The sequence below is a fragment of the Streptomyces sp. NBC_01089 genome (genome assembly GCF_045162975.1).
Classification (GTDB): domain Bacteria; phylum Actinomycetota; class Actinomycetes; order Streptomycetales; family Streptomycetaceae; genus Streptomyces.
Map to the genome: position 1 here is coordinate 2,625,430 of NZ_CP108660.1, position 25,649 is coordinate 2,651,078.

Sequence of the window (25,649 nt, forward strand, 5' to 3'; positions counted from 1 at the left end):
CTCCTAGCTCAACAGCCCCCGGCTGGGGGAGGTTTGCCCCTGCCGCCGCTCCTCTCCCCCGACCGTCCCCTCCCCGGCGTGCGGCTCCAGCAGGTTCTTCCGCAGCGCGGCGATCACCGTCTCGTCGATGTCCAGCTGTTCGTCGATGTAGCCGCGTACGGACCCGTACCGCTCGGTCAGGGCCGCCAGGAAGAGGCGCATCACTTCCTCGGGCGCGCGTCCGTAGCCCGGCCAGACCGGCCCCCTGCCGGGGTGTTCGGCCCGCCAGTCGGCCAGGAGGCGTTCGCTCGCGAGCCCGGTGCGGGCGAAGTCCTCGACGATGCCGGACTCGGACACCCCGAGCAGCGTCAGCACGAGCGCCGCCAGCAGGCCGGTGCGGTCCTTCCCCGATGTGCAGTGGAAGACGGCGGGACGGTCCCCGGCGGTGGCGATCACCTCGATGGCCCGGCTCAGTTCGGCGACACCGTCGTGGGCGACTTCCAGATACCGCTCGGCGAGATACGGCCCGGCCGCGACGGACGGGCCGAGGCTCGGCTGGTCGTAGGGACGGTGTTCGACGCTGAGGTGGTGGTAGGTGAAGGACGGGTGCTCGGGAACACGGCCCTTGGCGTCGATCTCCCAGGAGTAGCGCAGGTCGATGACGGTACCGATGCCCAGCGCCAGGAACCGCTCCCAGTCCGCGCCGCCGAGTTTGGCCAGCGAGTCGGAGCGGAACAGCCGGCCCGTGCGCACCGCCCGGCCGCCATCGCCCGGACAGCCGCCCAGGTCACGGAAGTTGTGCAGGCGCAGGAAAGGCAGGGGTCCATTCATGACGGCGGAGCCTATCGGCAGCGGGCGTCAGCCTGTTCCTGTCTGTCCGTCCAACCGGTCCAGCCCGTAACCGTCCTGCCAGGACACCACTGTGACGACTGCGTCCACCGGAAGCGGCCCGTAGATGTGCGGGAACACATCGGCGCCGGGCGCGGGGGCCTCGTAGCGCAGCGGTACGGAGAGCAGGTCGCTGTCGATGACCAGCACCACCAGCTCGCCGTGACCGCCCTCGCTCTCCGTCCCGCCGCCACCCCCACTGCCGCCGTTGCCACTGCCGCCGCCACTCCCGTAGAGGAAGTCGGCGACCGCGAGGAGCTGGGCGCGGGTGGAGCAGTGGATGAAGCCCTCCTCCTGGAGGGTGCGGCCGCGGGTCGACATCTCGTACGTACCGGTCGCGCGGGCCGCCTCCCACAGGGAGCGCTCGGTGATGTGCAGCAGTTCGGTCATGGGACAACGCTAGGCGCTACCCGGGCCCGCCTGCCCCGGGATCCCCTCCGGGGGACCTCTGCTCGGGAACGCCGTGCGCCGCGTCGTCGGGCTTCTCCGGGCCGGTGAGCAGGCCGTGTTCGGCGAAGACCTTCTTGGCCACAGCGGTGGCGTTGAGCGCCTTGGGCATACCGCAGTAGACGGCGGAGTGCAGCAGCGCCTCGACGATCTCCTCCGCGCTGAGGCCGACATTGAGCGCGGCGTTGATGTGGACGTCGAGCTGCGGTTCGCAGCCGCCGAGGGCCGTGAGCATGCCGAGCGTGACCAACTGGCGGTCCCGCAGGGCCAGCTGGGGCCTGGTGTAGATATCTCCGAAGGCCCAGGCGACGATGTGATGCCCCAGGTCCGGGGAGATGTCGGCCAGCGAATCGATGACCTGCCGGCCGCCCTCACCGACGACGCGGTCGAGCATCCCCATCCCCCGCTGCAACCGGTCCTGCCGGGTCTCGGCAGCGTCGTGGGCATCAGGGGCGCCGTGGACACCGGGGGTGTCGCGGGCATCCGAGGTGTCGCGGGTATCCGGGGTCTCGCGGGCATCGGCGGACGGGAGTTCCGTGGCGGTGTCCGGGGTGGCCGGATCGCTCTGGGTGCTCATGGCTGCTCCGTTCCGGGCTGCCCATCGGGTACGGAGCAGCCGCGCAAGGTGACCGTACGGGGTGGGCCGGACGGGCCTGCCGGACGGGGCCTGCCGGACGGAAGGCCGCCGCCCCGCCGCGTCCCATGGACGTGGCGGGGCGGCGGCCTCCGGTGATCGGTTCACAGAACTGCCGGGCGGATCCGCGCGTTACAGCTCATTGCTGACGTCGAGGATGTCCCACTCCCGGTCGTCATTGTTGGCGCAGTCCTGCAGCGAGAGCAGGTTCTGGGTGGTGACGGGTTTACCGGGAGGGCTGAACCCGTCAACGTTCAGGCAGAGGTCGTTGCTCGCGACGTTGCGGATGTAGTAGTGCCCGTCCGGCTGCTTGTCGAGCCACCACAGCTGGTTGTCGGGCTGGGTGCCGGCGCAGGTGAACTCGGTGATATGTGTCTCTGCCTTCGCGCCGGCCCTGTCCGGCAGGTCCATGCAGAGCTGGTCCTTGATGTTGCGGATCTGGAAGAGACTGTTGTTGTTCGGGCCCGCGTGCGCGCGCTGGACCTCCAGGTTCCAGACCTGGTTGTCCGCGTCCGTGGGGTTGCAGTCGTTCTCCTGGACCGGGCCGTTGAGCTTGCCCTTGTCCCTGCCGGGAAGTTCGGCGCAGAGCTTGGTCACCGGGTTACGGATCAGGACATTCTTACGGTCCGCCGGATCCTTCTTCTTGGCACCGCCGCCTCCGCCTCCGCCGCCGCCCCCGCCTCCGCCGCTGTTGCCCGCGTCCGGGTTGACAGGAGCTGACGGGGTGGGCGGGGGCACGCTCGCCGCGGGCGGCGGGAGGCTCGGCGTGGGGGTCGGGGTGGCGATGGCGCCTGCCTCTTCGACCTTCGGCTGGGCCGCGGTGGCGACCGTGGGCTTGTGGGTGAACCAGGCCATGATGAAGACGATGGCGATGGCCATGAACACCGCGAACAGGGTGGCGAGCCAGCGGGGCAGGAACCCGCGCTGGACGTAGGTCCCGTCGACGTTGAGCGGTTTGGTGCCCGAGCGCTGGATCGCGAGCTTGTAGGGGCGGTCCTGCTTGCGGCCGAACCAGATGATCTGGCGGGGCCGGAGCGTGGCGCGTACGAAGGCGGCGCGGCCGGGCTCGATCTGGACGTTGGCCGGGTGGACCTCGTACGAGAGCTGGTCGCCGTTCTCGCTGCCGTTGACGGACGCGGTGAGCTTGGTGTTGCCGAGGTTGTCGATCGCGAGCTTGGGACGCCCGCGGAAGCAGCCCTTGACAGTGTGGGGCACCAGTTCCGCGCGGATCTCGGAGAACGGGGTGATCGTGACGTTGCCCTCGGGGACCGTGGTCGCCTCGGGGTGCTCGGTCGGGATGACCTGGACGCCGTACGGGTTCGGGCCGGCGACGGCGTCCGGGGTACGCGGCGGGGCGAACGTGAGGTCCACGGTGCCGGTGGTGCCGGGAAAGAGTCGGATGGTCGGTGGTTCGACGGTCACGTACGGGGCCAGATCACCGACGGGTACGCACCGGTACTCGTCGACGACGTCGCCCGTGTTGCGCAGCCGTAGCCGCACGGTGGCCGTACTGCCGGGGTCCACCGTGGTGGACGCAGGCTCCAGAGAGGTCCAGATGCTCACGCGCCGGACACTAGTCACCGGCATAATGCCTTGTCACCAGGAGGCAGGGCAGACCTGTTGCCCTGAGCAGCCTCTCCGGCTGCCCTTCGCGAGCCGCGCGGACCACGCCCGCCGCTGCCCGCCCACCTGCACCGAGGCCATCAGGTCCGGTTGTCGGCTCGCGGCCTCACAGCGCCTCGCGTACGAGTGCCAGCACGGCCTCGTCCGTGAGGCCCAGCCCCTTCGCCTCCGCCGCGAGCTCCCGCACCCGTACGAGCAGCCGCGCCCGCGCCTGGGACGGCCCGCCGACGACCACCGCGCCCCTGCCCCGGCGCAGTTCGATCAGGCCCTCCTCACGCAGCCGCTGGTAACCGCGCAGCACCGTATGGACGTTGACCCCGAGCGAGTCCGCGAGGACGCGGGCGGCGGGCAGCCGCTCGCCCGCCGCCACCCGGCCGTCCGCCACGGCGCCCCGGACACAGGCGGCGATCTGGTCCCCCAGCGGGATCGCGGACGACGGGTCGATCCGGAAGAGCATCAGCGGGTCGCCTGCCGCTCGGCCAGGGTGTTGAGCAGCGCGGCGGCGTCGGCGGAGCCGTCGATGGTGACGGCGAAGTCACGGCCGTTCCTGCGCCGGACCACGATGGCCTCACCTGAGCGGAGAATGAGCCCGGAGCGGCCGGCCCGGACCCGGTAGCCCCAGCCACCGAAGTCCTTCAGGGCATTGATGTCGCGGCTGGTCGCCTGCTCGATCTCACCCAGCGGCACCCGGATACGCGGCCAGGGCAGCCGTCCCGTGGAGACGGTGAGGCCCCTGCGGTCCACGGTGACGTACGGCCTGGCGAAGACCATCAGCACCAGGCCGACCGCCACCGGGGCCACGGCGTCCTGCCAGCCGGAGACCGCGAGCAGCACGGCACCGGTGACGACGACGGCGACCGTGAGCACCAGCAGTGGGCGGGCGCCGGCGTGGCGCGCCCAGCCGGCCGTCTCACCGGCCCCGAGGTCGATCCGCTCGACGGGCCCCTCCGCGGGTGGCGCCGGCAGCGAGGGCGCGAAACGGGCCATCCACCAGCCGGCCCCGCCGGCCACTGCCCCCACCCCGGCACCGATGGCGACCCGCCAGAAGGGGAACACGGCCGGGGTGTGGAGGTTGGCGTACAGGACCTCGGCCATCAGCGCACCGACGATGCCGGCGAGCACCCAGCCCATGACGATCAGGGACCGCGCCCCGCGGGCGATGAGCATCCAGATCACGCCAAGGCCGATCAGCAGGGCGGTGGTGACCAGGACGTACTCCAACTGACCTGCGGTGTCGTCCGGGCGGCCGCTGCTGCCGAAGTGGCTGGCCAGGCGGTACGGCAGCCGGTCCCGCAGCCGTATGAAGACCACCAGGTCCACGACGTAGGCGAGCAGGAAGGGCAGCCCGGCGACTGTCGCGCGCCTGATGCGGCCGTGCCCCATGGTTTCCCTCATCGATTCCCCCCGTGCCTCTCCCGGCGGTTCTTCTGTCGGGTCGGTCCTCTGCGGTTTCTCCTATTGTTCGCATCCAAGTAGAACAATAGGAGCACAAGGCGTCAAGGACAGTGGCTCCTCACCGGCTTCGAGTAGCGAAACCGGTGAGGAGCCACTGGTGGGAGCCGGCCGACCGCGAGCCTCGCAGCCGTGGGCTACACGGCTGCCGCGAAGGGGGCCTGGAGGATCGAGCCGGGTGGGAGCTGTTCCTGGATCAGGGCGACCGCGGCGCCGAAGTCGCCCTGGTCATTGCCCGATACATAGCTCGTGCCGCCGTAGTGCAGCGTGACCCCGAGATCGGTGGCCGGGCGGCGCAGAGCCAACAGGCAGCTCAGCGTGGCCTGATGGGCCGTACTGTCATCGGCGACGACCGGGAGCGGCATGTCCCACTCCAGGACGCAGTCGCTCAACGGCTCCGCCCCCTCCGGCCCGTCGCCCACCGGGGCGAAGGAGTCGAACGAATCTCCCGCGTAGTCGACTCCCCTGATCCGGGTGCGGAGTTGACGCTCTACTGCGCTGATCACTAGGGCATCTGATCCATGGCTGTCCCGGTACCAGCCGGCCCATGACTGTGGTGTCATGAGCGCGACTGTAGCGCCGTCACCAGCCCGGCGTCACCAAGAGTGATCAAGTCCGGAATTACTGGTTCCTGGTGTACTTGGCCCCCGGCATCCCCTTCCTGACGGCCCGACAGGCCCCACCTAGCCCTCTCCTCACCCGTCCCGTGCCACCCGGCGAGCGCACGTACGAGCGCACATACGAGTGACCGGCCTGGCCACCGAACGGGTGAGCCACCGCCCCCGGCCAGGCCACACGTGCCCCGTCGTCGCCCGGCCCGTCGGTTGCCCGGCCCGTCGCGGCCCTGCCTGTCGCCGCCCGGCCCGCTCGCGGATCAGCCGCGCGGCTCACGCCACATCGGCCACATCCGCGGACCGTCGGGCAGCTGGACCGCGGTCCCCATGAACACGAACCCCAGCCGCTCGTACAGCCCCCGGCTGCGCGCACTGCTGGCCTCCAGATAGGCCGGAATCCCTTCGCGGTCGCAGCGTTCCAGTACGGGGGCCATCAGTTCGGTGCCCAGGCCCTCGCCCTGCCGCTCCGGTTTCACCCCGATCATCAGCAGATAGGCGTGTGCCCGATCGTGCGGATGGACCTCGCCCATCAACCGCCCGACCAGCTCGGCCCGTTCGTTCTCCGGGTCGGCCGTCTCCCGCATCAGGGCCGGTGTGTCGTCCTCCCCCTCCGGCACACCGGCGGGGATGTCGAGCCAGAGAGCCATCGCCGTATGGTCCTCGGTGAGGTCGACCCGGCCCTCGGCGAGGGCCACATCGATGAAGACCCCGAGGAACTTGCCGTGCACATTCCTGCGGTGCGCCTCGTCGGGGAACACCCAGGTGCTCACCGGGTCCTGCATGAAGGACTCGTCAAGAAGCCGTACGAGCACCTCGCGGTCCGCCTCGCCCGCCTGCCGTATCGCCACGCCCATGGTCCGGTCCCTCTTCTCTCGCCGTTCACGTCGCTCGGCCGATGAATGAACGACTGTCCATCCATAACTCGCAGACGTGATCCTAGAGTTGACCGGACCCGACCATGGGCGGTGCGGTTCAGCGGCTGCGCCGCGTCACATACTCCGCGAGGGAGAGCAGACCTCCCGCCGCCGCCAGGTCGGGGACCGCCCGGGAGAGATGGCCGACGGCTCTGGCCATCCGGTCGGCCGCCTCGGCCTGCGCCCAGTCCCGGCCCCCTGCCCGGTCGACCGCGTCGGCCGCCCGCCTGATGCCTTCCGCGTCGAGCGGGCCGCGGTACAGCTCCGCAAGCTCCGCCCCCGCAGCCGTGCCCGAGCTCAGCGCGGCCACCACCGGCAGCGACTTCTTGTGGGCGGCGAGATCAGCTCCGGCCGGTTTCCCGGTGTGGGACGGCTCGCCCCAGATGCCGATCAGATCGTCGATCAGCTGAAAGGCCAGCCCGGCCTCCCGGCCGAACGCGTCCATAGCCGCCGCCTCTTCCTGGCCCGCCCCCGAGTAGAGCGCGCCCATCGCGCAGGCGCAGCCGAGCAGCGCCCCGGTCTTGGCCTCGGCCATGGTCAGGCACTCGTCGAGGGAGACCTCCGTACGGGCCTCGAAGGCGCAGTCCGCCTGCTGGCCCGCACAGAGCTCGATGACACAGGCGGCGAGCCGCCCGGCGGCGGCCTGCGCCGCGGGGTGGGGGTCATCGGCGAGCAGCCGCAGGGCCAGTGCCTGCATCGCGTCCCCGGCTATGATCGCGTCGGGTATGCCGAAGACCGTCCAGGCGGTCGCGCGGTGCCTCCGGGTGGCGTCCCGGTCGATGACGTCGTCGTGCAGCAGCGTGAAGTTGTGCACCAACTCCACCGCGGTGGCTGCCTGTACCGCCTGCCGCAGGTCTCCGTTCAGTGCCTGGACCGCGGCGAGGACCAGCGCGGGTCTGATCGCCTTGCCCGCCTGCTCCGCGGCCGGGGAGCCGTCCGGCTGCTCCCAGCCGAAGTGGTACATCCCGATGCTCCGCATGGGACCGGGCAGGGACTCCAGCGCGGAGCGTAGTTCCGGGTCGACGACGGTGCGGGTGCGTTCCAGGAGCGCTGCGGCCTCATGTCCCTCGGTCGCGGCGTCCGTTCTGGTCATGGTCATGGTCACTTCCTCTGCGGCGTGCGTACGGCGTGGTCGCCAGGGACGTCCCGGACGCGCAGGTCCCCGCGGCAGCCTGACCGCCGTCCGGGCCCGCCCGTCCGGGACGCCGCCTCACCGCCAGCGGCTGACTTCGACGTTCTCCAGCACGCCGAGCGCGTCCGGCACCAGGACTGCCGCGGAGTAGTAGGCCGTCACCAGGTAGGAGATGATCGCCTTCTCGTCGATCCCCATGAAGCGGACCGACAGGCTCGGCTCGATCTCGTCGGGGATGCCGCTCTGCTGGAGCCCGATGACGCCCTGCTCGTCCTCGCCGGTCCTCATGCAGATGATCGACGTGGTGCGGGCGTCGCTGACCGGGATCTTGTTGCACGGGAAGATCGGCACCCCGCGCCAGGCCGGCACGTGCTGGCCGCCGACATCGACACTCTCCGGCACCAGACCACGCTTGTTGCACTCGCGGCCGAACGCGGCGATGGCCTTCGGGTGCGCGATGAAGAGCTTCGATCCGCGCCGGCGCGACAGCAGTTCGTCCATGTCGTCCGGGCTCGGCACCCCGTCGTGCGGCTGCAGCCGCTGGCCGTAGTCGCAGTTGTGGAGGAGACCGAACTCCCGGTTGTTGACCAGCTCGTGCTCCTGGCGCTCGCGCAGCGCCTCGACGGTCAGCCGCAACTGGTGCTCGGTCTGGTTCATCGGCTGGTTGTACAGATCGGCGACCCGGCTGTGGACCTTCAGCACGGTCTGGGCGACGCTCAGTTCGTACTCGCGGGGCGCGCCCTCGTAATCGACGTACGTGTTCGGGACGAGCGCCTCTCCGCTGTGGCCCGCCGAGAGGTCGATCGCCGCTTCGCCGTAACTGTTCGTGCGCTGCGCGGGCACCGAGGCCACCCCCGCCAGATGCTGCCGCAGCGAATCGGCGCGCTCCGCGAGGTTCAGCACATCCGCCCGGGTCAGCTCCAGTGCGACGCACGCGGTGTCGGCGCGGGCCGTGTACTCCCAGGTGGCGCCCTCGTCCAGCAGTGCCTGATCTCCGAAGTACGCCCCGTCGGCCAGCGAACCGAGGACGGTCTCGTCCCCGTAGGGCCCCGTGCCGATCTTCTGCACCCTGCCGTGGGCCAGCAGGAACACCCGGTCCGCCGTGTCACCCGCGGCGGCCAGCACATCGCCCTCCGCGAACTCCCGCTGCGTGCAACGCTGCGCCAGCTCGGTCAGGGCCGCCTCGTCCGCGTAGTCCCGCAGGGCGGGCAGCTCACCCAGCTCGGCCGGGATCACCTGCACACGGTCGCCGGTCTGGACAAACGTCACCCGGCCGTCACCGACCGAGTAACTCAGCCGCCGGTTCACCCGGTACGTACCACCCTGTACCTGGACCCACGGGAGCATCTTCAGCAGCCACCGTGAGGTGATCTCCTGCATCTGCGGCGCGGACTTGGTGGTCGTTGCGAGGTTCCGCGCAGCTGCCGTGCCAAGACTCTGCTGCGGCGGTGCCTGCGTGTCGCGAACCTCTTCACCAACGGACATCTGTCGTCCTCTCGATCATCGACTGACGTGCGTGAAGAGCCTTTCAGCGGAGACCGGCGGCGCGCCATTACACAAAAGAGTGTGACTAATTGGGCTTTGGGGTGGGCACGTTGTCGTTCGTTGTCCAGAGCGATCAGAACTTGCATCTTTTGTGCAAGTTATCTAGCGTGACGCCCATGCGGCTGACCAGATTCACCGACGTGGCACTGCGCGTCCTGATGCGCCTCGCCGTCACGGAGGAAGGCGAGGCACCGGCGACCAAGGAGGTCGCGGCGGCCATGCGGGTGCCGTACAGCCACGCGGCGAAGATCGTCGCCCGCCTCCAGCACCTCGGCCTGGTCGAGGCGCGCCGGGGCCGCGGCGGCGGACTCAGCCTCACCGGAGCGGGCCGCTCCGCCTCCGTGGGCGGACTCGTCCGCGAACTCGAAGGCCCCGGCGACGTCGTGGAGTGCGAGGGCTCCACCCCGTGCCCGCTCCGCTCGGACTGCCTCCTGCGCGGCGCCCTGCGCCGGGCGCAGGAGGCGTTCTACGTGTCACTGGACCCGCTCACGGTCGCCGACCTGGTCGCCTCCCCGACCGGCCCCCTCCTGATCGGCATAGGCAGCCGCCCCGACGACGGCTGACCGAGGCGCCGCCGACCCCAAAGCCCCGGCCCCCGTGGGCAGCACCACACCCGAGCGGCACCCCAAGTCCCGTAGCCCGCAACCCCGCACGCCCACACGCCTCACCTCCCCACACCCAAAAATACGCATCTCATATACCAATTCCAGAGCCAGGAGTCACCGATGCTCAGCGAACCGTCGACCCGTATCGTCCGCGCCACCCTCCCCGCCGTCGGCGCCGCCATCGAGGACATCACCGGGCTCTTCTACCGCAAGCTGTTCGACGCCCACCCCGACCTGCTGCGCGACCTCTTCAACCGCGGCAACCAGGCATCCGGCGCCCAGCGCCAGGCCCTCGCCGGTTCCATCGCCGCCTTCGCCGCCCGGCTGGTGGAGGACCCGGACACCCGCCCGGACGTCATGCTCGGCCGCATCGCCCACAAACACGCCTCACTCGGGATCACGCCCGCCCAGTACGACGTCGTGCACACCCACCTCTTCGCCGCCATCGCCGAAGTCCTGGGCGACGCGGTCACCCCGGAGGTCGCCGCCGCCTGGGACGAGGTCTACTGGCTGATGGCCAACGCGCTGATCGCCCTGGAGGCCCGGCTGTACGCGGAACGGGAGGTCGCCGCCGGGGACGTCTGGCACACCTGGGAAGTGGTGTCCAGGACCGAGGAGACCGCCGACACCGCCACCTTCAGGCTCCGCCCCGCCGACGGCTCGCCCGCCCCACACTTCCGGCCCGGCCAGTACGTGTCCGTCCAGGTCCCGCTCCCCGACGGCGCCCGCCAGATCCGGCAGTACAGCCTCTCCGGCGCACCCGGCGGCCGGCTCCACTCGATCACCGTGAAACGCGTGCACGAGGGCACCTTCCCTGACCGCGCCGCCCCGGACGGCGAGGTATCGCACCACCTGCACACCCGGGTGCGGACCGGCGACCTGCTCCAGGTCTCCCTCCCGTACGGCGATCTCGTCATCGGCCCGGACGTGGCGGACGCCCCGCTCCTGCTCGCGTCCGCCGGGATCGGCTGCACCCCGATGCTCGCGATGCTCGAACACCTCGCGGACACCGGGCACCCCGCCCCGGTCACCGTCGTGCACGGCGACCGCGCCCCCGCCGACCACGCCCTGCGCGCCGAACACGCCCTCCTCACCGAGAAGCTGCCGGACGCCGCCGCGCACTTCTGGTACGAGCACCCGGCGCCCGGTCATCCGGCCGACCGCACCGGCCGCGTCGACCTGGGCGGGCTGCCCGTACCGGCGGGAACCCGCGCCTACCTCTGCGGGCCGCTGCCCTTCATGCGCTCCGTCCGCACCCAGCTGCTGGCCCGCGGCGTACGGGCCGCTGACATCCACTACGAGGTGTTCGGCCCGGACCTCTGGCTCGCCGAGAGCTGAGAGCTGAGAGCTGAGAGCTGAGACGCGGGATGAAAAGGACGGGATGAAGGATCGGGGCAATGCGGGATGCGGGATGCGGGCCGCCCCGGCGCACCGGACGCCGGGGACGGACAATGACCCCATGCCCCCTGCAGTCCCCGGCCCCGGCCAGGCTCCCGACTCCGGCCAGGCCACCGGCTCCGACCCCGGCCGGCTGCGCCCGCTGCTGCCGTCGCCGCTGGAACCGCTCGACGACGAGCGCTTCGCCCGGCACGGCGTACAGCTGCTGCTCAAACGTGACGACCTCATCCATCCGGATCTGCCGGGCAACAAATGGCGGAAACTCGCGCCGAACCTGACGGCCGCGGCCGGTCGGACCGTCCTGACGTTCGGCGGCGCGTACTCCAACCATCTGCGGGCCACCGCCGCCGCCGGCCGGCTGCTCGGCTTCCCGACCATCGGCGTCGTACGCGGTGACGAGCTGGCCCACCGCCCGCTCAACCCCTCCCTCGCGCAGTGCGCGGCCGACGGCATGCGGCTGTACTTCGTGGACCGCGGGGCCTACCGCGCCAAAGCGGTACCGGCCGGTCTCGACACCACCGGGATGTACGTCGTCCCCGAGGGCGGCAGCAACACCGCGGCCGTGCACGGCTGCCGCGCGCTCGGCCGGGAGCTGCACGGGCTCGCCGACACCGTCGCGGTGGCCATCGGCACCGGCGGGACGCCCGCCGGCCTCGCGGCCGGCCTCACCGCGGGCCAGCGCGCCATCGGCTTCCCCGTCCTCAGGGGCGGCTTCCTCACCGGCGACGTCGCCGCGCTCCAGCAGGCCGCGTTCGGTGCGCGGACCGGTGACTGGCGGCTCGACGACCGCTTCCACTTCGGCGGATACGCGCGCACGGCACCGGAGCTCGAAGCCTTCGCCGCCGGATTCGAGGAGCTGCACCACATCCCCGTCGAACGGATCTACGTCGCGAAGATGCTGTACGGGCTGACGCGGCTGGCCGCCGACGGCGCCTTCCCGCCGGGCACCCGGGTGGCCGCCGTCATCACCGGCCGGCCCGCCACCGCACCGGGGTAGCCGGCCCCCGACGCCCCACGCCATCGGAGTCGGCGGTCCCCCTCCTCCGTCAGGAGTCCCCCTCCTCCTCGCGGTAGGCCGCCGCCTCCTCCAGGTCCAGCCTGCGCAGCAGCGTCCTGAGCAGCTCGTCGTCGATACGCCGCCGGTCGCGCAGCTCGACGAAGACGGAGCGCTCGGCGCCGATCATCGCCCGCGCGAGCCGCCGGTAGGTGTCGTCGGCGCTCTCACCCGTGTGCTCGTTCACCGTGCCGAGCCGCTCCCAGACCGCGTTCCTGCGCCGTGCCATCACCGTGCGCAACCGGTCGGCGAGCGGCTCGGGCAGTTCGTTGTCCTCGTCGGCGAGCATCGAGTTCAGCAGCTTCTCTGCGGCCTGCGACGCCTCGTTCTGCGCCTGTGCCTCGGCGAGCGTCTCGGCGTGTGTGTCGCGGCCCGGGATCCTCAGCAGCCGGATCAGCGGCGGCAGGGAAAGACCCTGGACGACCAGGGTGGCGATCACCGTCGTGAAGGTCAGGAAGAGCACCAGATTCCGCGCGGGGAACGGTGCGCCGTGTGCGGTCAGCGGGATCGAGAAGGCGATGGCCAGCGAGACCACACCGCGCATTCCGGCCCAGCCGACGACGACCGGCGCGGTCCAGTCCGTATCGGGTTCGCGTTCCCTGATCCTGCTGGAGATCACCCGCGGCAGGAAAGTGGCCGGAAAGACCCAGACGAAGCGCACCACCACGACCACCACGAAAACAGCCACCGCGTACCAGGCGGCCTCTCCTCCCCCGTAAGTGCCGAGTCCGCGCAGCACAAAGGGCAATTGCAGTCCGATCAGCGCGAAGACCGTCGATTCCAGAATGAAGGAGACCATTTTCCAAACGGCCTCCTCCTGCAGCCGGGTGGCGAAGTCGACCTGCCAGGAACGGTGTCCGAGATAGAGCGCGACGACGACCACGGCGAGCACCCCCGAAGCGTGCACCCGCTCCGCCGCCGCATAGGCGACGAAGGGAATGAGCAGCGAGAGGGTGTTCTGCAGCAGCGCTTCCTTGAGATGTGTACGCAGCCAGTGCAGCGGCACCATCAGGACCAGGCCGACGCCGATTCCGCCGACCGACGCCAGTGCGAATTCACCGAGCCCTTCCGCCCAGGAGACCCCGGCGCCCACCGCGGCCGCCAGCGCCACCTTGTAGGCGGTGATCGCGGTCGCGTCGTTGACGAGCGATTCGCCCTGGAGGACCGTCGTGAGCCGGGAGGGCAGCCCGAGGCGCCGGGCGATGGCCGTGGCCGCCACCGCGTCGGGCGGCGCGATCACCGCGCCGAGGACCAGGGCGGCGGTGAGCGGCAGATCCGGCACGATCAGATAGGCGAGCCAGCCCACCACGACGGTCGCGAAGAGCACATAGCCGACCGAGAGCAGCGCCACGGGCCGCAGATTGGCCCGCAGATCCAGGTACGAGGAGTCGACGGCCGCCGTGTAGAGCAGCGGCGGCAGCACCAGCGGCAGGACGACACCCGGGTCCAGGGTGTACTCGGGCACCCCCGGCAGATACGCGGCGCCGAGACCGACGGCGACCAGCAGCAGCGGCGCCGCCACGGGTGTCCGACGTGCGACGCCCGCCACCGCCGCGCTGCCCGCCACCAGTGCCACCAGCGGCAATGCGTCCATGGGTCTCCCCGCCCTCGGTCAAGGTCCGTCGTAACCTGGCAATCATGAGCGAGTGCCAGCATGTTGCAGAACTGCCGCGCCCCGAGCCGGCCCCGTTGAGCGACACCTGTCCGGAGTGCCTGGCGATCGGGAGCCATCCCGTACAGCTGCGCCTCTGCCTGGCGTGCGGGCATGTGGGCTGCTGCGACTCGTCCCCGTACCAGCACGCCACCGGGCACTTCGAGGACACCGGGCACGCGGTGATGCGGAGCTTCGAGCCGGGAGAGAGCTGGCGGTGGTGCTTTGTCGACGGTTCGATCGTCTGAGCTCTGGGTACGTCAACCGTTCGCTGCGTCTTTCCAGTTGGCCGAAGCATCCCGGGAACCCCGCGGAGCCGCCGGACATTCCGGAGAATCACAGCGCCACAATCGGATGTGCACACCCCTGGCGACCGTATGTACTCATGGGCTTACCATGAGTGACAGTCGTGGGGTGGGGGTCCTGGCGACAGGGAACCTTGGATCGCGATAGCGTCACGGCGTCAGGAAGCGACCATGTCACGCACGGTTGCGGGAGCAGTATTTCCCCGACCATGAACGAGCTTGTGCCACCTTGGAGGTGAGGGTGTCCCAGATCGCAGGCGAGCCCGGGACCCAGGACTTCGTGGAAGTCCGGCTGCCCGCTGCGGGTGCCTACCTGTCGGTGCTGCGTACGGCCACGGCCGGTCTCGCAGCACGCTTGGACTTCACGCTCGACGAGATCGAGGATCTGCGCATCGCGGTCGACGAAGCCTGCGCGATCCTGCTTCAGCAGGCCGTGCCGGGCTCCGTACTGAGCTGCGTCTTCCGCCTCATCGAGGACTCCCTCGAAGTGACGGTGTCGGCGCCCACCACGGACGGCCGTGCACCGGAGCGCGACACCTTCGCCTGGACGGTGCTCTCGGCACTCGCGGGCAAGGTCGAGTCGACGGTGGCCGATGACCGTACGGTCAGCATCAGTCTGTACAAACAGCGCGGCGCTGGACCTGGACCGGCGTGAACGGGGACGGACCGGTGCGGGACGACGAGCGCAGCGCGCGGGCGCTGGGCACGGGGGACATCCCGGAGCAACAGGCCCGGCCGCATCCGGTGGAAGGTCTTTTGGAGTCGGCGGATCAGGCGGGCCTCATGAGCGAGCAGCACCACGAGCACCACGAGCAGCACAACCCGCGGGACCGCAGCGGGGCGCGGGCGCTCTTCATCGAGCTGCGCGAGCTCCCGGACGGCTCGCCCCAGAAGGCCGAACTGCGCAACAGGCTGGTGCGGATGCATCTGCCGCTGGTCGAGCATCTGGCCCGCCGCTTCCGCAACCGCGGGGAGCCGCTGGACGACCTGACGCAGGTCGCCACGATCGGTCTGATCAAGTCGGTGGACCGGTTCGACCCGGACCGCGGGGTGGAGTTCTCCACGTACGCGACACCGACGGTCGTCGGCGAGATCAAGCGGCACTTCCGGGACAAGGGCTGGGCGGTCCGGGTGCCGCGCCGCCTCCAGGAGCTGCGGCTGTCGCTGACCACGGCCACCGCCGAGCTCTCCCAGCAGCACGGCCGGGCGCCCACGGTCCATGAGCTGGCCGAGCGGCTCGGCATCTCGGAGGAAGAGGTCCTGGAGGGCCTGGAATCCGCGAACGCGTACTCGACCCTCTCGCTGGACGTTCCCGACACGGACGACGAGTCGCCTGCGGTGGCGGACACCCTGGGCTCGGAGGACGAGGCGCTGGAAGGCGTCGAGTACCGCGAGTCGCTCAAGCCGCTGCTGGAAGATCTGCCGCCACGGGAAAAGCGGATCCTGCTGCTCCGGTTCTTCGGGAACATGACGCAGTCGCAGATCGCCCAGGAAGTGGGGATCTCGCAGATGCATGTCTCACGGCTGCTGGCCAGGACACTGGCCCAGCTGCGGGAACGGCTGCTGGTCGAGGAGTAGACGGAAGCCGGGGAGCAGGCGGAGCCCCGGCGAGCGGGCGGAAGCCGGGGGGGCTGGGGCAGTGCGGCTCAGGCCCCCCGTGCGCTCCTGATGCCGAGCGCCTTGGCCGTCGTCGGGTTCACCAGCAGGACGAGCGCGACCAGGGCCACCACCGCGAGCACCACCCCCGCGGGAATCAGCACGCCCTGCGCCGAGAGCAGCGTCCAGGCCACGGGCAGCGCGATGATCTGGGTGACGATCGCGGGGCCCCGGCTCCAGCTGCGGCGGAGCAGCAGTCCGCGGGCCGCGAGCAGCGGGATGAGGGCGAGCACGATCAGCGTCAGACCGGCCAGGACCGACTGCTCGGGGCTGTCGCCGTCGGCGAACACGCCCTTGCCGATCACATACAGTCCCCCGGCGGCCATCGCCGCACCTTCCAGCGCGGCCAGCGCCGCGGCGGCGGTCAGACGGGCGGGGCGGGGTCCGCTGGGCTCTGCGGTCTGGTCGGTACTCACCCCTGCAGGGTATCGGGCACCCCGGGGCGCCGATCGAGGCCGGGGCTGGGCCCGGTACCAAGCGGTAGGTAATCTTCTGGTCATGCGCGCACTCCTCGTGGTCAATCCGGCAGCAACCACCACCAGTGCCCGCACTCGTGACGTACTGCTGCACGCCCTGGCCAGCGAGATGAAGCTGGAGGCCGTCACGACCGAGTACCGCGGGCACGCCCGCGACCTGGGCAGACGGGCCGCGGAGAGCGACGACATCGACCTCGTGGTCGCCCTCGGCGGCGACGGCACGGTCAACGAGGTGGTCAACGGGCTGCTCCACCACGGCCCCGACCCCGACAGACTGCCCGGCCTGGCGGTCGTCCCCGGCGGCTCCACCAATGTCTTCGCCCGTGCGCTCGGCCTGCCCAATGACGCGGTGGAGGCGACCGGCGCCCTCCTGGACGCGCTGCGTGAGCACCGCGAGCGGACGGTCGGACTCGGCCTGGCGGCCGGCACCCCGGGCACCGCGGACGAGGGGGTGCCCTCGCGCTGGTTCACGTTCTGCGCCGGTCTCGGTTTCGACGCGGGTGTCGTCGGCCGGGTCGAACAGCAGCGGGAACGCGGAAAGCGGTCCACGCACGCGCTCTATGTGCGTCAGGTGGTCCGGCAGTTCCTCGACGAGCCGAGCCGCAGGCATGGCGCGATCACCCTGGAACGCCCCGGGGAGGACCCGGTGACGGACCTCGTGATGTCCATAATCTGCAACACGTCTCCCTATACCTACCTGGGCAATCGCCCGATGTACGCCTCACCCGAGGCGTCCTTCGACACCGCGCTCGATGTGCTGGGGCTGTCGAAAATGTCACCCGCTCATGTGACGCGTTTCGCTACTCAATTGCTCACGTCGACGCCCGAGCGTGGCCCCCACGGAAAACACGCGGTTTCACTGCACGACCTGACGGACTTCTCCTTGCATTCCAAGGTCCGACTCCCCTTCCAGATGGACGGCGACCACCTGGGGCTGCGTACCAGCGTGACGTTCACAGGCGTACGCCGTGCACTGCGTGTGATTGTGTGAGTGGAAGGGGCCAAAGTCCTTTAACTCGAACGTTTGGGCTGGGATCCACCCCATGGAAGTACGGCTGTGACCTAGCCGACACCGAGGAATCAAAAAAAACTTTCCAGAAGGGGTTGTATCCGCCGCCGAGGTTTGCGAATCTCTACATGGCGCTCGGGACGGCCCGCAACACCGGCCTCCCTGAAAGCCAGAACCCCTCCTCAACACACAGGACCGCAACCAGGTCATCTGGCAGTCGGCCCTTCACTTGCGGGGGGATTCGTGAAAGCGTTCACATTCACAAGCAACCTGCACGCAACACCCTAAGAGAGGTAGCAGCCATGGACTGGCGTCACAACGCCGTTTGTCGTGAGGAAGACCCGGAGCTGTTCTTCCCCATCGGCAACACCGGTCCCGCGCTGCTGCAGATCGAGGAAGCCAAGGCCGTCTGCCGCCGCTGCCCCGTCATGGAGCAGTGCCTGCAGTGGGCGCTCGAGTCCGGCCAGGACTCCGGCGTCTGGGGTGGCCTCAGTGAGGACGAGCGCCGCGCGATGAAGCGCCGTGCCGCTCGCAACCGGGCGCGTAACGCGACCGCCTGACCACCCTGTTCACGAGCTTGAGCCAGGCGGCGCGCGTACAGCGAGTACGCACCACCGTCGCCCCCGAAACGCAGCGCGCAGTACCCCCGATGCGCACGCAATAAGAGATACACAGCGATGAGCCCCGGACCGAAGTGGTCCGGGGCTCATCGCTGTGTGCGTGGGACGTCCTGTTGCGGACGGGGGCTATGTGTCGGCCGGTACCGGTATGTCGAGCACCACCTGGGTGCCGCGCGCCGGAGCCGGGACCATGTCGAAGGAGCCGCCCAACTCTCCCTCCACCAGCGTCCGTACGATCTGCAGCCCCAGATTCCCCGCCGTCTGCGCGTCGAAGCCCTCGGGCAGTCCGCGCCCGTCGTCCCGCACCGTGATGAGCAGCCTGGCGTCCTCGCGCATCCCGCCGCGGACGGCGGAGACCTCGACGGTGCCCAGCTCGCCCGGTCCGAAGGCGTGCTCCAGGGCGTTCTGCAGGACCTCGGTCAGCACCATCGCGAGCGGGGTGGCAACCTCGGCGTCCAGGATGCCGAAGCGGCCCGTACGGCGGCAGTCGACCTTGCCGGGTGAGATCTCGGACACCATCGCGATGACACGGTCGGCGATCTCGTCGAACTCGACGCGCTCGTCCAGGTTCTGCGAGAGCGTCTCGTGCACGATCGCGATGGAACCGACCCGCCGCACCGCCTCGTTGAGCGCTTCCCTGCCGCGGTCCGAGTCCATCCGCCTGGCCTGCAGGCGCAGAAGTGCCGCCACCGTCTGGAGGTTGTTCTTCACCCGGTGGTGGATCTCCCGGATGGTGGCGTCCTTGGTGATCAACTCGCGCTCTCGGCGGCGCAGTTCCGTGACGTCGCGCAGCAGCACGAGCGAGCCGATCCGGGCGCCCTTCGGGGAGAGCGGGATGGCGCGGAGCTGGATGACCCCGTCGTTCCCCTCGACCTCGGTCTCCCTCGGCGCGTAGCCGCTGGCCAGTTTGACCATGGCCTCGTCGACCGGGCCGCGGGACGGCGCGAGGTCGGTGGTCAGCTGGCCGAGGTGCTGGCCCACCAGGTCGGACGCGAGCCCGAGGCGGTGGTAGGCGGAGAGGCCGTTGGGGCTTGCGTAGAGGACCACACCGTCCGCGTCGAGACGGATCATCCCGTCCCCGACCCGGGGGGATGCGTCCATGTCGACCTGCTGGCCGGGGAAGGGGAACGACCCCGCGGCGATCATCTGGGCCAGGTCGGAAGCCGACTGGAGATAGGTGAGTTCGAGGCGCGAAGGGGTGCGTACGGTGAGCAGATTGGTGTTGCGCGCGATCACCCCGAGCACCCGCCCCTCCCGGCGTACGGGAATGGACTCGACCCGCACCGGCACCTCCTCGCGCCACTCCGGGTCGCCCTCGCGCACGATGCGCCCCTCGTCGAGCGCGGCGTCGAGCAGCGGCCGCCGGCCGCGCGGAACGAGATGGCCGACCATGTCGTCCTGGTAGGAGGTGGGGCCGGTGTTCGGCCGCATCTGCGCCACGGAGACATAGCGGGTGCCGTCGCGGGTGGGCACCCACAGCACCAGGTCGGCGAAGGACAGGTCGGAGAGCAGCTGCCACTCCGAAACCAGCAGGTGCAGCCACTCGAGGTCGGTGTCACTCAGAGCGGTGTGCTGGCGTACGAGATCGTTCATGGAGGGCACGTGTGTGAGCGTACCCGCCGGATTCTTTCTGTCGTACGCATGGACAGCGGCGAATGGTCTAGTCCACAATGTGCGTGCAAAGACTTCCGCTCTCCCCGCACAGGAGAGTGGAGACGAGGTACGCGGCGCTCTCTGCCCTGACTGCGCCAAGTCCTCCCCACGGCCGCCGGGAACCGCACACCTGACGGCCGATGCAGCTGAGGGCTGCGGTGCCGTACGGCCGGGCCGAGGGTCCCGACCGGACCGGCGCCGCGGCCCGCAGTCGTTTCCGGGGGCGTGTCCGCGCCTCCCGTACACAGCGCTCGACCCGCATGCGATCCGCGCGTCTTCGGCCGACCATGAGATGAGGGGGAACCGCCGACCGGAGAGGCGTGCTCTGCTAGATTGGTCTATACCACATCTTCGCACTCTCCAGATCGGCAGGCTCAGCGTGGAAGTTGTCATCGTCCCGGACGCCAAGGCAGGCGGCGAAGTCATCGCGGAGGCCATGGCCGGCCTGCTGCGGCGCAAGCCCGACGCTCTGCTCGGTGTCGCCACCGGATCGACCCCGCTGCCCGTCTACCAGGCACTGGTCGCCAAGGTGGCCGCGCGGGCCGTCGACGCGGGACGCGCCCGGATCTGTCAGCTCGACGAGTACGTGGGGCTGCCGGCCGGACACCCCGAGTCGTACCGCTCGGTGGTACTGCGTGAGGTCGTCGAACCGCTCGGGCTGACCGAAGCCTCCTTCATGGGGCCCGACGGTTCGGCCGAGGACATCCCGGCCGCCTGCGCCGCGTACGACAGGGCGCTCGCCGAGGCCGGCGGGGTCGACCTGCAGCTGCTGGGAATCGGCACGGACGGGCACATAGGTTTCAACGAGCCCTGCTCCTCGCTCGCCTCCCGCACCCGGATCAAGACGCTCACCGAGCAGACCCGCGTCGACAACGCGCGGTTCTTCGACGGTGACATCGACCAGGTGCCGCACCACGTCATCACCCAGGGCATCGGGACGATCCTGGAGGCCCGCCATGTGGTGCTGCTCGCCACCGGCGAGGGCAAGGCCGAGGCCGTGGCACAGACCGTCGAGGGGCCGGTGGCCGCCGTCGTCCCCGCCTCCGCACTCCAGTTGCACCCGCACGCCACGGTCGTCGTGGACGAGGCGGCCGCGTCCAAGCTGAAGCTGGCCGACTACTTCCGCGCGACGTACGCGTCCAAGCCGGAGTGGCAGGGGCTGTAGGAAGCGGTACGGAGAACGGAGGAGGGCCGGGCACCCGATGGGTGTCCGGCCCTCGCTCGGTGATCGGTCCTGTGGGTTACCGCCCGCCCGCGCCCGTGATGAACTCGGCCGCCGCGCGCCCGCAGACCCGGGCGGCGCCGTGCGTCGCCAGATACAGCGCCCCGCGCGGCTGAGCCCGCGGGACCCCCATCTCGACCACGACCGTGTCGGGCCTGGCCGCGAGCAGCGCGTCCAGCGCGTCCGTCATCCACGGGTGGCGGTGGGCGTCGCGGACGACCGCGACGATCGTGCGCTCCCCCGCCGCCGAGAGCACATCGGCGGGTGCGCTGTCCGCGCCGTACCCGCCGGTCACGGTGCCGGGCAGCAGTGCGGCCAGTTCGGCGGCGATACCCCACGGGGTCTCGTCGCCGACCGCGATGTTCGACCCCGGTGTGAAGGCGGCGACATACGGGGCGGAGGTCAGCGGCCGGTGGTCGGACGGTGTGGCCCTGAGCGCCCTGCGGGCCGCGACGAGCCCGATATCGGTGCCGGGCGCGGTCCCCTCCTGCGACGCCGCGCCCGGCTCCGAATCCCCCCTGGCCCGGCGTGTCCACCCCGCGAGCGCACGTACGCGCGCGGCGGCGTCCGCCAGCCGTTCCGCGGGCAGTTCGCCCGCCCGTACCGCCGCCACCAGGGCGTCGCGCAGCCGCAGTACGGTGCCCTCGTCCGAGAGGCCGCCGCCGACACAGATGGCGTCGGCGCCCGCCGCCACCGCGAGGACGCTGCCGCGCTCGATGCCGTACGTCGACGCGATGGCGCGCATCTCCATACCGTCGGTGACGATCAGCCCCTCGTAGCCGAGCTCGCGGCGCAGCAGACCGGTGAGGATCTGCGGGCTCAGCGTCGCCGGGCGCTCGCGATCGAGTGCGGGAAGCAGGATATGCGCACTCATGACCGACTTGGAACCGGCCGCGATCGCCGCCCGGAAGGGCACCAGTTCGCGGGCGTGCAGCGTCGCGAGGTCCACGTCGATACGGGGCATCGCGTGGTGCGAGTCGACCGCGGTGTCGCCGTGGCCGGGGAAGTGCTTGGTGCAGGCCGCGACTCCGGCGGCCTGGAGCCCCTCGACGTACGCGGCGGTGTGCCGGGCGACCAGTGCGGTGTCGGCGCCGAAGGACCGTACGCCGATGACCGGGTTGTCCGGGTTGGAGTTGACGTCGGCGGACGGGGCCCAGTTGAGGTTGACCCCGCACTCGGCGAGGCGCCGGCCCAGCTCACGGGCGACGGCCCGGGTCAGCTCCGGGTCGTCGACCGCGCCGAGCGCGAGATTGCCGGGGAAGGAGGATCCGGTACGCACTTCGAGGCGAGTGACGTCGCCGCCCTCCTCGTCGATCGCGACGAGGAGGTCGTCCCGCTCGGCCCGCAGCCGCGCGGTGAGCGCCGCGACCTGGGGCGCGCTGGTGACGTTGCGGCCGAACAGGCCGACGGACGCGAGCCCTTCGCCGATCCTGCGCAGCAGCCAGTCGGGGGCCGTGGTGCCGGCGAAGCCGGGCTGCAGGACGGCGAGCGCGTCGCGGGTGAGCTGGTCCGTGCCCGTGGTGATGGTGGTCATGGAGCGCCGTTATCCCTTCACTGCGCCGGAGGTGAGACCACTGACCGCCTTGCGCTGCAGGTAGACGAAGAGGATCAGGATCGGGATGGCGAAGAGCGAGGAGGCCGCCATGGTCGCGCCCCAGTCGTCGCCGAACGCCGTCTGGAACTGGGAGAGCCACAGCGGGAGCGTCTGCGAGCCGATGTCCTTGTTGAGGATGAGCACCAGCGGGAACTCGTTCCACGCGGTGATGAAGCCGAAGAGCGAGGTGGCCATCAGCCCGGGGCCGAGCAGCGGCAGGATCACCTTCACGAACGCCTGGGGCCGGGTACAGCCGTCGACCATGGCGGACTCCTCCAGCTCCTTGGGCACCGCGGCCACATAGCCCCGCAGCGTCAGGATCGTGAAGGGCAGCACCATCATCATGTAGAAGACCGTCAGCGGGACCAGGCTGTCCAGCATGTCAGCGTCACGGACCAGCATGTAGACCGCGATGACCATGACCTCCCAGGGCGCCATCTGGGCGATCATGAAGGTCAGGAGCACCCCGCGCTTGCCCTTGAAGCGCATCCGCGCCATGGCGAACGAGGCGAGGAGCGCGATCACCAGCGACGAGAACACCGAAATGACGGTGACCAGCACGGAGTTGCGCACCAGCGTCCAGAAGTGGTCCGCGGCGACGACCTTGCTGAAGTGCGAGAAGGTGAAGTCCGTGGGGAACCACACGGGGGTGTCGGTGATGATGTCGCCGGTCGGCTTGAAGGCCGTGCTGAACATCCAGTAGACGGGGAAGGCGAAGCCCAGGAAGAGGATGATCGCGGTTGCGTTGGGCCAGAACCGGCCGAACAGTGAGCGCCTCACAGCTCGTCCTCCTCTTGCTTCAGTACGGTGCGAAGGTAGTAGCCGGTCAGCGCGAGCAGCACGATGATCGTCAGGAACGAGATCGCCGCGCCCATGCCGAAGTGCTGGTTGCCGACGCCCTCGACGAAGGCGTACACGGGCAGGGTCTCGGTGAGCCGGTCCGGGCCGCCGCCGTTGATCGCGAAGAGCTGGGCGAAGGACTTGAAGACCCAGATGACTTCGAGGAACGTCGTGGCCAGCAGGAACGGCTTGAGGAACGGGAAGGTCACCGAGGTGAAGCTCTTCCAGGTCCCGGCGCCGTCGAGCGACGCGGCCTCGTACAGCTCCTTGGGGATGGTCGTCGACGCGGCGTAGAGGTTGATCGCCACGAAGGGGATCGACTGCCAGACGATCAGCAGTGTCACCACCGAGAACGTGGAGAACTGGCCGCCGGTCCAGTTGTAGGCGGCCATCGAGTGCCAGCCGAGGGCGTCGAGTACGTAGTTGACGACCCCGAAGCGCTGGGCGAACAGCCACTGGTAGACGGTGGTGGCGGCGATGATCGGCATGGCCCAGGCGAGCACCAGGCCGAGCATGAGGAGCAGCCGCATCTTCTTGCCGAGGCGGGCGAGCAGCAGGCCGATCAGCGCACCGAAGACCATGATCAGTACGACGTTGGCCGCGGTGAAGAAGATCGACCGCTCGACGACCTTCCAGAAGTCCGAGCCGCCCAGGACGTCCTGGTAGTTGGAGAAGCCGTTCCACTCGGTGAGGTGGAGGATCAGCTGGCGCGGGTTGAGGTTCTGGAACGACAGCATGCCGTTCTTGACCAGGGGGTACCCCAGCAGCACCACGGTGGCGAGCAGTGCGGGCAGGAGGAGCAGATAGGGGCCCGCGCTCCCTGCTCTCCTCCTGGGCGCCGCCGCCGGGCCGCCCGGTGGCGCGTCTTCCTTACGGGGGCCGGCCCGGTGGACCGAGTCCGCTTGTTCGGTCTGCACTGACATGCTCGCCATCTCTTCTTGAGCCGTACGGTCGAGATCCATGCGGGAGCGCCGGGGGACGGTGGCCCGCCCCCCGGCGCCTGCGGTCAGCTCTTCTGCGCCAGGCGCTTGTTGATCTCACCCTCGACGGCGGCCGCGGCGGCGGCCGGCGACTTCCCGGAGAGGACCGAGGTCATATAGCTCTTGATCGGGTTGGGCTCGTTCTCCACGGAGGCCCACTCGGGGATGAGCGGGGTGGTGCCGCCGGACGTCGCGGCGGCGGGTGCGGCGGCCTCGCCGGCCGCGTTGCCCTTGAGGTTGGAGTCGAGCGACGCCTTGTTCGGGACGATGCCGCTCTCCTTGGCGAGGGCGCCCTCGAACTTGTCGCCGAGCGCCATCTTCAGGAACTCCTTGGCCAGGTCCTGCTTCTTGCTGGCCGCGGCCACCGCGAGGTTCGAGCCGCCGAGGAAGACGCCCTCGGGCTTGGCGGCCGTCTCACCGGGGATGGTGAAGTAGCCGATGTCCTTCTCGATCTTCTTGTTGGCCGCGATGGCCGTGGCGGCCTCCCAGCCCATGCCGATGAAGGCGCCGACGTCGCCCTTGGCGAAGACCTCGGCCTGCTGCGGGGTGGCCTCGTCCTTGTCCTTGGGCGCCTTGGAGTACGCCTGGTACTTCTTGTAGAGCTCCATGGCGGCGGTGACCTTGGGGTCGGCGAGGTTGGAGACGTACTTGTCGCCGTCCTTCTTGACGAGGTCCGCGCCCTGGCCGATGGTGAGGCCGTCGAAGAAGTACCAGTTCTGGCCGGGCAGGTAGATCGGCTCGGCCTGGCCCTTCTTCTTGATCGCGTCGAGGTCCTTGAAGAACTCGGCGCGGGTCTTCGGGGTGCCGGTGATGCCGGCGTCCGCCCAGACCTTCTTGTTGTAGATGACGACGCGGTCGGCGAAGTACCAGGGCGCGGCGTACGACTTGCCCTGGTAGACCGAGGACTTGCTGAGCGAAGGCGTCCAGTCGGCGCCGATCTCGCTCTTCAGGTCGCTGAGGTCGGCGAGGCCGCCGGTCGCGGCGTAGGCCGGGGTCTGGGTGTTGCCGACCTCGATGACGTCCGGCGGGGTCGACTCGGAGAGAGCGGTGGTGATCTTCTGCTGGATCCCGTCCCACTTCTGCGTCTCGAACTTGACCGTGGCGCCGGTCTTCTTCTTGAAGGCGGCCTTGAGGTCCTTCGTCCAGCCGGGAGGCGTCGAGCCGTCCATCGCCCAGACGGTCAGCGTCTGCCCCTTGTAGCCGTCGGCCCCCGCCTTCTTGCTGTCATTGCTGCTGTCCGAGCCACAGGCCGCGACGCTTGCCAGCATTGCCGCCACACCGATCGCCGCGATGAGTCCGCGCTTCACGACACCCTCCTCAGGGATGCAAAAAACTTCCCCCCACCACCCGAGAACGCC

Annotated in this window: 26 protein-coding genes; 9 read left to right on the forward strand and 17 right to left on the reverse strand. The window is 70.0% G+C overall.

Annotated elements, in window-relative coordinates:
* Nucleotides 1-3: 3 nt before the first annotated feature.
* The 10 genes from OG510_RS11480 to OG510_RS11525 form a co-directional block, all read right to left on the reverse strand.
* A complete protein-coding gene (locus OG510_RS11480) occupies nucleotides 4-810 on the reverse strand; it encodes a tyrosine-protein phosphatase (RefSeq protein WP_406136689.1) in 807 nt (268 codons plus the stop codon).
* A gap of 27 nt (nucleotides 811-837) precedes the next feature.
* Nucleotides 838-1,257: a DUF952 domain-containing protein gene (locus OG510_RS11485; protein WP_406136690.1), complete on the reverse strand. Its 420-nt coding sequence runs from the start codon at nucleotides 1,255-1,257 to the stop codon at nucleotides 838-840.
* A 16-nt stretch (nucleotides 1,258-1,273) separates the two neighbouring features.
* Nucleotides 1,274-1,714, reverse strand: coding sequence for a carboxymuconolactone decarboxylase family protein (locus tag OG510_RS11490; RefSeq protein ID WP_406142365.1), 441 nt, complete (start codon nucleotides 1,712-1,714; stop codon nucleotides 1,274-1,276).
* 366 nt (nucleotides 1,715-2,080) lie between these two features.
* Complete coding sequence (locus OG510_RS11495) at nucleotides 2,081-3,511, reverse strand: ricin-type beta-trefoil lectin domain protein (protein WP_406136691.1); 1,431 nt, start codon at nucleotides 3,509-3,511, stop codon at nucleotides 2,081-2,083.
* 166 nt (nucleotides 3,512-3,677) lie between these two features.
* Nucleotides 3,678-4,028 carry a GntR family transcriptional regulator gene (locus OG510_RS11500; RefSeq protein WP_406136692.1) on the reverse strand — a complete coding sequence of 117 codons (351 nt, stop codon included), beginning with the start codon at nucleotides 4,026-4,028 and terminating at the stop codon, nucleotides 3,678-3,680.
* On the reverse strand, nucleotides 4,028-4,966 hold the full coding sequence (locus OG510_RS11505) for a DUF1648 domain-containing protein (protein ID WP_406136693.1): 939 nt from the start codon (nucleotides 4,964-4,966) through the stop codon (nucleotides 4,028-4,030). The genes OG510_RS11500 and OG510_RS11505 overlap by 1 nt, the downstream gene beginning before the upstream one ends.
* A gap of 194 nt (nucleotides 4,967-5,160) precedes the next feature.
* Nucleotides 5,161-5,586, reverse strand: a complete 426-nt coding sequence (locus OG510_RS11510; RefSeq protein ID WP_164265759.1) for a DUF6304 family protein — start codon at nucleotides 5,584-5,586, stop codon at nucleotides 5,161-5,163.
* A gap of 311 nt (nucleotides 5,587-5,897) precedes the next feature.
* Nucleotides 5,898-6,491: a GNAT family N-acetyltransferase gene (locus tag OG510_RS11515; protein ID WP_406136694.1), complete on the reverse strand. Its 594-nt coding sequence runs from the start codon at nucleotides 6,489-6,491 to the stop codon at nucleotides 5,898-5,900.
* Between the two features lie 118 nt (nucleotides 6,492-6,609).
* Entirely contained in the window at nucleotides 6,610-7,650 is a 1,041-nt protein-coding gene (locus OG510_RS11520) for a family 2 encapsulin nanocompartment cargo protein polyprenyl transferase (protein ID WP_406136695.1), read from the reverse strand.
* A 111-nt stretch (nucleotides 7,651-7,761) separates the two neighbouring features.
* The gene (locus OG510_RS11525; RefSeq protein WP_406136696.1) at nucleotides 7,762-9,168 is read right to left on the reverse strand and encodes a family 2B encapsulin nanocompartment shell protein; all 1,407 of its coding nucleotides are present in this window, start codon (nucleotides 9,166-9,168) and stop codon (nucleotides 7,762-7,764) included.
* Nucleotides 9,169-9,344: 176 nt separating this feature from the next.
* Between OG510_RS11525 and OG510_RS11530 the strand changes: the two genes are divergently transcribed.
* From OG510_RS11530 to OG510_RS11540, 3 genes are all read left to right on the forward strand, one after another.
* Entirely contained in the window at nucleotides 9,345-9,791 is a 447-nt protein-coding gene (locus OG510_RS11530) for an RrF2 family transcriptional regulator (protein ID WP_406136697.1), read from the forward strand.
* Between the two features lie 162 nt (nucleotides 9,792-9,953).
* Nucleotides 9,954-11,171 (forward strand): globin domain-containing protein, encoded by a 1,218-nt coding sequence (locus OG510_RS11535; protein ID WP_406136698.1) that lies wholly within the window; start codon nucleotides 9,954-9,956, stop codon nucleotides 11,169-11,171.
* A 121-nt stretch (nucleotides 11,172-11,292) separates the two neighbouring features.
* Nucleotides 11,293-12,228: a 1-aminocyclopropane-1-carboxylate deaminase/D-cysteine desulfhydrase gene (locus OG510_RS11540; protein ID WP_406136699.1), complete on the forward strand. Its 936-nt coding sequence runs from the start codon at nucleotides 11,293-11,295 to the stop codon at nucleotides 12,226-12,228.
* 49 nt (nucleotides 12,229-12,277) lie between these two features.
* Here OG510_RS11540 and OG510_RS11545 read toward each other — a convergent pair whose 3' ends face one another.
* Complete coding sequence (locus OG510_RS11545) at nucleotides 12,278-13,879, reverse strand: Na+/H+ antiporter (RefSeq protein ID WP_406136700.1); 1,602 nt, start codon at nucleotides 13,877-13,879, stop codon at nucleotides 12,278-12,280.
* 44 nt (nucleotides 13,880-13,923) lie between these two features.
* On the opposite strand from OG510_RS11545, the gene OG510_RS11550 reads away from it, so the two are divergent.
* The 3 genes from OG510_RS11550 to OG510_RS11560 all read left to right on the forward strand — a co-directional run bounded on the left by OG510_RS11550 (nucleotide 13,924) and on the right by OG510_RS11560 (nucleotide 15,819).
* Nucleotides 13,924-14,184, forward strand: a complete 261-nt coding sequence (locus OG510_RS11550) for a UBP-type zinc finger domain-containing protein (protein ID WP_406136701.1) — start codon at nucleotides 13,924-13,926, stop codon at nucleotides 14,182-14,184.
* Between the two features lie 298 nt (nucleotides 14,185-14,482).
* On the forward strand, nucleotides 14,483-14,896 hold the full coding sequence (locus OG510_RS11555; RefSeq protein ID WP_164265750.1) for an anti-sigma regulatory factor: 414 nt from the start codon (nucleotides 14,483-14,485) through the stop codon (nucleotides 14,894-14,896).
* Complete coding sequence (locus OG510_RS11560) at nucleotides 14,893-15,819, forward strand: RNA polymerase sigma factor SigF (RefSeq protein ID WP_406136702.1); 927 nt, start codon at nucleotides 14,893-14,895, stop codon at nucleotides 15,817-15,819. Before OG510_RS11555 ends, OG510_RS11560 begins: the two co-directional genes overlap by 4 nt.
* 68 nt (nucleotides 15,820-15,887) lie before the next feature.
* Here the strand turns inward: OG510_RS11560 and OG510_RS11565 are convergent, their stop codons facing one another.
* Nucleotides 15,888-16,313, reverse strand: a complete 426-nt coding sequence (locus OG510_RS11565; RefSeq protein WP_406136703.1) for a hypothetical protein — start codon at nucleotides 16,311-16,313, stop codon at nucleotides 15,888-15,890.
* 82 nt (nucleotides 16,314-16,395) lie between these two features.
* Between OG510_RS11565 and OG510_RS11570 the strand changes: the two genes are divergently transcribed.
* Together OG510_RS11570 and OG510_RS11575 are read left to right on the forward strand one after the other, a co-directional pair.
* Nucleotides 16,396-17,364 carry a diacylglycerol/lipid kinase family protein gene (locus OG510_RS11570; RefSeq protein WP_406136704.1) on the forward strand — a complete coding sequence of 323 codons (969 nt, stop codon included), beginning with the start codon at nucleotides 16,396-16,398 and terminating at the stop codon, nucleotides 17,362-17,364.
* 320 nt (nucleotides 17,365-17,684) lie between these two features.
* Entirely contained in the window at nucleotides 17,685-17,942 is a 258-nt protein-coding gene (locus OG510_RS11575) for a WhiB family transcriptional regulator (RefSeq protein ID WP_004937597.1), read from the forward strand.
* 186 nt (nucleotides 17,943-18,128) lie between these two features.
* Here the strand turns inward: OG510_RS11575 and OG510_RS11580 are convergent, their stop codons facing one another.
* Complete coding sequence (locus OG510_RS11580; protein WP_406142366.1) at nucleotides 18,129-19,595, reverse strand: histidine kinase N-terminal domain-containing protein; 1,467 nt, start codon at nucleotides 19,593-19,595, stop codon at nucleotides 18,129-18,131.
* Nucleotides 19,596-20,034: 439 nt separating this feature from the next.
* Between OG510_RS11580 and nagB the strand changes: the two genes are divergently transcribed.
* Nucleotides 20,035-20,820, forward strand: a complete 786-nt coding sequence (gene nagB, locus OG510_RS11585) for a glucosamine-6-phosphate deaminase (protein ID WP_406136705.1) — start codon at nucleotides 20,035-20,037, stop codon at nucleotides 20,818-20,820.
* 76 nt (nucleotides 20,821-20,896) lie between these two features.
* On the opposite strand, the gene OG510_RS11590 is transcribed toward nagB, so the two are convergent.
* The 4 genes from OG510_RS11590 to OG510_RS11605 form a co-directional block, all read right to left on the reverse strand.
* On the reverse strand, nucleotides 20,897-22,411 hold the full coding sequence (locus OG510_RS11590; RefSeq protein ID WP_406136706.1) for a glycoside hydrolase family 3 protein: 1,515 nt from the start codon (nucleotides 22,409-22,411) through the stop codon (nucleotides 20,897-20,899).
* 9 nt (nucleotides 22,412-22,420) lie between these two features.
* Nucleotides 22,421-23,251 carry a carbohydrate ABC transporter permease gene (locus tag OG510_RS11595; RefSeq protein WP_164265207.1) on the reverse strand — a complete coding sequence of 277 codons (831 nt, stop codon included), beginning with the start codon at nucleotides 23,249-23,251 and terminating at the stop codon, nucleotides 22,421-22,423.
* On the reverse strand, nucleotides 23,248-24,234 hold the full coding sequence (locus OG510_RS11600) for a carbohydrate ABC transporter permease (protein WP_406136707.1): 987 nt from the start codon (nucleotides 24,232-24,234) through the stop codon (nucleotides 23,248-23,250). Before OG510_RS11600 ends, OG510_RS11595 begins: the two co-directional genes overlap by 4 nt.
* 83 nt (nucleotides 24,235-24,317) lie before the next feature.
* Nucleotides 24,318-25,598, reverse strand: a complete 1,281-nt coding sequence (locus tag OG510_RS11605) for an extracellular solute-binding protein (RefSeq protein ID WP_406136708.1) — start codon at nucleotides 25,596-25,598, stop codon at nucleotides 24,318-24,320.
* Nucleotides 25,599-25,649: the final 51 nt, after the last annotated feature.